Origin of the sequence: Synechococcus sp. WH 5701 (assembly GCF_000153045.1) — a bacterium.
Classification (GTDB): domain Bacteria; phylum Cyanobacteriota; class Cyanobacteriia; order PCC-6307; family Cyanobiaceae; genus Regnicoccus_A; species Regnicoccus_A antarcticus.
In genome coordinates this window covers 1-3149 of record NZ_AANO01000015.1, presented here as the reverse complement: position 1 = coordinate 3149, position 3149 = coordinate 1, and the positions used below count along the sequence as shown (strand labels likewise).

The 3149-nt window shown below is 58.7% G+C and carries 3 protein-coding genes; 2 read left to right on the top strand and 1 reads right to left on the bottom strand.

What is annotated here, in order from left to right; genetic code table 11:
• Nucleotides 1-1000: NAD(P) transhydrogenase subunit alpha (locus WH5701_RS00020; RefSeq protein WP_037978912.1), on the bottom strand; the 1000-nt coding region annotated here is incomplete at its 3' end.
• Between the two features lie 115 nt (nucleotides 1001-1115).
• Between WH5701_RS00020 and WH5701_RS00015 the strand changes: the two genes are divergently transcribed.
• Both WH5701_RS00015 and WH5701_RS15915 read left to right on the top strand, forming a co-directional pair.
• Nucleotides 1116-1694 carry a hypothetical protein gene (locus WH5701_RS00015; RefSeq protein WP_006169684.1) on the top strand — a complete coding sequence of 193 codons (579 nt, stop codon included), beginning with the start codon at nucleotides 1116-1118 and terminating at the stop codon, nucleotides 1692-1694.
• 202 nt (nucleotides 1695-1896) lie between these two features.
• On the top strand, nucleotides 1897-3149 hold a 1253-nt coding region (locus tag WH5701_RS15915; RefSeq protein WP_232201733.1), incomplete at its 3' end, for a DEAD/DEAH box helicase.

The window sequence follows — 3149 nt, the reverse complement described above, 5'->3', positions numbered from 1 at the left end:
ACAGCGCACTGGCGTGGTTGGGAACAGTGCAGGGAAGGTCGTTCCCCCCAATCAACTTCACCCCTTTGCGGTCCACGGTCTGTCCCGGCACCGTATCCGCACAATTGCCACCCTGGGACACGGCTAAATCCACAACAACGGCACCAGGGCGCATGCGATCGAGCATGTCTTCACTGATCAAACGGGGGGCACGACGGCCCGGCACTTGGGCGGTACAGATCGCCACATCGGCCTCAGCCAATTGGTCAGACAATTGCTGACGCTGCGCAGCGAGAAAAGCATCAGAAGCCTGCTTGGCGTAGCCACCGGATTCAGCAGGCTTGTCGTCCGTTTCTGGCGGCTCGATAAAGCGAGCGCCGAGGGATTCCACCTGTTCCTTCACAGCGGGCCGAATATCACTCACGTACACCACCGCTCCGAGACGGCGGGCCGTGGCCACCGCCTGCAACCCAGCCACTCCAGCGCCAAGAATCACCACCTTTGCGGGCTGCACCGTGCCAGCAGCCGTCATCAGCATCGGGAAGTAGCGATCCAAGGCAGAGGATGCCAACAGCACCGATTTGTATCCAGCGATATTCGCTTGGGATGACAACGCATCAGCCGACTGAGCACGGCTGATTCTTGGCAGCAGCTCTAGGGACATGGCCGACAGGCCTCCCTGTTGAAGGGTCGTCGCTAACGCCGCGTTGGCATAGGGCGCCATCAAACCCACCACCAACGCCCCCTGATGCAGACGACGCAAGTTCTCTGACGTGGGTGGCTGAACACAGAGAAGGATGTCGGCTTGAGACCAGGTACTGGCATCTCCAACCGCAACCAACGCTGCACCCTGTTCGGAATAGGCGGCATCTAGATAACCCGATGCCACACCGGCACCGCACTCAACCGAGACCGAACAGCCGAGCGAAATAAATTTTTTGACCGTGTCGGGCGTTGCCGCGATCCGGGTTTCCCCCGGTGTCGACTCCACCGGTATCAGAAGTCTGGGCAAGGCGAACACATCCACCGACCCAATCAAGATTACGAGGTCATCATCTTGAGATCCGCAGGATTGTTGAAGAACGCGGCCGAAAGCCTTTGGTGTGGCTAGTTCAAGAGAACATCTCGTGTTTTGTATGGGTCTCAGCGCAATCGAATGTCCTGATGGCGTTTGCCACAGCCACCACGGTGGCCACGCTGTGGAACGCGAAACGATGAAATCATCCCTGCAGAACCATGGCAAGGACTGGTGCGAACGCCTGGCTGAGCGGATTTATGAGATGTCGGTCGATACGTTCTCTCAAAGCGTGATGCCCAGCCTGCATGCTTCGGGCTGGCAGCGTCGCCATCTGGACTGGGAGTTCAAACTCGCCGAAAACGACTCCGAACCCGATCAGACCCTGGTCGACGGGATCATTAATGCCACCGAAAGCTTCCTGCGCAGCAGTGAAGTGCACCGCTTGTTCATCCAAGAGCTGGTGCAGGGCACGTTTGCCGAGGCGAGTGAAGACGAGCTTCGTGTTCAAGCCGTTCGCACCCTCGTCGAAAAAGAACTCATCGCAATGCTCGAAGAGCGGCGCCAGGAGCTGCTCGACAGGGTGGCCCATCAACTGATGGACGCGGCCAAGGGGGACTTCGAGGCTGCACGTCACGCCACAGAAGATGCGCTCGATGAAGTTGAACGCTTGGTGTTGAACCACGCCGACGCCCTTTGAACCGCTGGTTGGCTTGACTTGAAAGGGGCGGCCTGCCGATCAGAAGGTCTAGGGCGGCCCCTAGAGGTGCCAAAGCCGTTCGAAATCGTTAAAAAGACTCATCTTCTTCAGGAACACCATCAGCGCCTGCAGCTTCAATCTTCCGGCTCACACCGGATCGGCATCGATCCAACCGCGCGAATGGCAGCAACATCTAATTCAGTTGTTGCGCCGCCGACTGGATCAACTTTCCAGTGGCTCATTCACGGCTGACCTTGGCGACATTCTTGTGTTCGCCGGACCTGGAGCAGGCAAAACCCTCGGGGCACTCCTGGGTTTTTCCAGCATGCGGCGCGACGGACATCTGGATCAATTTGTGGTGTTCTGCCATCGAACATCAATCCTGGAGCAGTGGAAGCAAGCGGCGTCCGGGCTTGGTTTACGCCTGGAGGAATGGCCCTGCACGGCTGCGGCGGCGAAAGCGGCTGATGGACTGTTGGTGACCTATCAGGGAGCTGGGCGTCAGCTCCAACCACTACAAGAACAACTCGGACAACTTCAAGCTGATCGCTGCATGGCGATTGCCGATGAGGCACACCACCTGGGGCTGGATCCAGATGACCCCAAGGCACCGGCATGGGGTCAAACCTTCCAAGCGCTGACAGAAGCCTTCAAGTTGCGAGTCGGCCTGACTGGAACACCATTCCGGGCCGACAACCTTGGCTTCTGTGCAGCCCGCCGCATTCGCGTTGTGCAAGACGGCATGGTGATGGAGCAAATATGTCCTGATCTATGCGTCGAACCGAGAGACCTGATCGCCGCTGGAGACGTGCGACCTCTCGAATTTCGCTTTCAAGACGGATGGGTGGAGCACAGTCGAGAAGGGATGCCCGATCGCGACGTGTCACCCCTGTCGGCCGAACATCGGGAAAGCTGGCGAGCCCGCAACCTTCGCCGCGCCATCCGCTTGGCCGATAGCAGCAGCATCGGTCAACAGGTGTTGCTGCGAGCGCAACGCAAGTTGACGGACATGCGGCAAAGCCATCCTGATGCAGCGGGACTTGTGATTGCCAGGGATATTGATCATGCAGAAGCCATCGCAACACTGCTGAGGGAAGACGGCAATCGCGTGGAGCTCGTGCATTCCCAAAGCCCACAGGCTGCAGAGCGTCTCCATGGATTTCAGGGCGGCACGGCCGACTGGCTCGTCAGCATCGATATGTGTGCTGAGGGTTTTGATGCACCACGACTGAGGGTTGTGGCCTACCTCACCACCGTGGTCACCCGAAGTCGGTTTGTTCAAGGCATCACTCGGGCGGTTCGAATGACGGCAACCCTTGCGGCAACGGAAACCATCCCCCGCGCACCCTCCTTTGTTTTTGCTCCAGCTGATCCACGACTGATGGAGTACGCCCGTTCCTGGTCGATCGCAGAGCCCTACGTTTTACGTCCGCGCGAGGAGGCCGAAGCGGATGA

What these genes read in the sequence shown, in the direction of transcription:
- WH5701_RS00015 (WP_006169684.1), top strand. Translation starts at nt 1,116, where the DNA reads ATGGGTCTCAGCGCAATCGAATGTCCTGATGGCGTTTGCCACAGCCAC.